We start from the raw sequence: 973 nt of genomic DNA, 5'->3' as shown, positions 1-973 counted from the left end.
ATCCCCATCACAAAATTTTGTCAATTTTTACAGTCGTATCAAAATTAAAAGGTGCTTTTGGTTTAATCTCAGTAGAAACTTTTTTATCCAATTTTAATATTTTTGCCATTCTAAGTTGTTGATTTTGCGGCGTGGCCACGGGCAAAATAAATAGTGCAGGGGATATTATATTGTTTTGAAAGCCGTTTTGCTTTATCTTCGGCTTCAGTATAGAAATTATTAAAAGCGTCTTTATCTAAAATAGTATATTTTATCTTCAACAATAGTTGGGAATAGTGTTTTTTGAGAATTTCTTCAACGCCAGTCCAATTTCCTCCAATCGCATTGAAACTTTCAGTAAAAAGATATTTTACTCCCACCCTTTTGAATTCCTTAAACAATTCTTCTGGCTTTGTAAATATTGGCCAATAGGGTCCCATTAAAACAAGAGTGGTAATACCTTCTTTGTGGAGAGTTTTTAAACATTCTAATCTTTCCTTGATACTCGCGGAAAATGGCTCGGTAAGCCTGGTCCACTTTTCATCTAAACTTGTAATGGTCATATTAACATCTAATTCTCTGAATTTTTTTAGAAGATCTAAATCCCGCAGCACTAAGTTTGATTTAGTTAATATACTAACCCTGGCTGGATAATTAAGAAGAATTTTTAATACTTCTCTGGTAATTTTATATTTTTTTTCTAATGGCTGATAAGGGTCGGTGACTGTGCCCATGTATATTGGTTGATTTTTGAATTTGGGAGATTTCAATTGCTTCTTCAAAACTTCAGCAGCATTCATTTTAACATCAACAAAGGTGCCCCATTTTTCGTCTTGATGACCGGTAAATCTTCTCATAAATCTACTATAACAATAGACGCATCGGTGACTGCATCCAACATAAGGATTAATACAAAATCCGCCGCTTGGAAATCCGCATTTTCCTATCGCCGATTTACATAAAATTTCCCTAATTTTTAGCATTGGTTTAAATT

The 973-nt window shown here is 33.5% G+C and carries 1 protein-coding gene; it reads right to left on the bottom strand.

The window, feature by feature from the left end:
* Window positions 1-110: 110 nt before the first annotated feature.
* Window positions 111-962, bottom strand: coding sequence for a radical SAM protein (locus tag KY055_01355; protein ID MBZ1345274.1), 852 nt, complete (start codon window positions 960-962; stop codon window positions 111-113).
* Window positions 963-973: the final 11 nt, after the last annotated feature.

This window comes from Candidatus Nealsonbacteria bacterium (assembly GCA_019923625.1).
GTDB lineage: Bacteria > Patescibacteriota > Minisyncoccia > Minisyncoccales > RBG-13-42-11 > JAHXGN01.
Note: the sequence above shows the minus strand (reverse complement) of the source record. Positions and strands in the feature narration are given on the sequence as shown.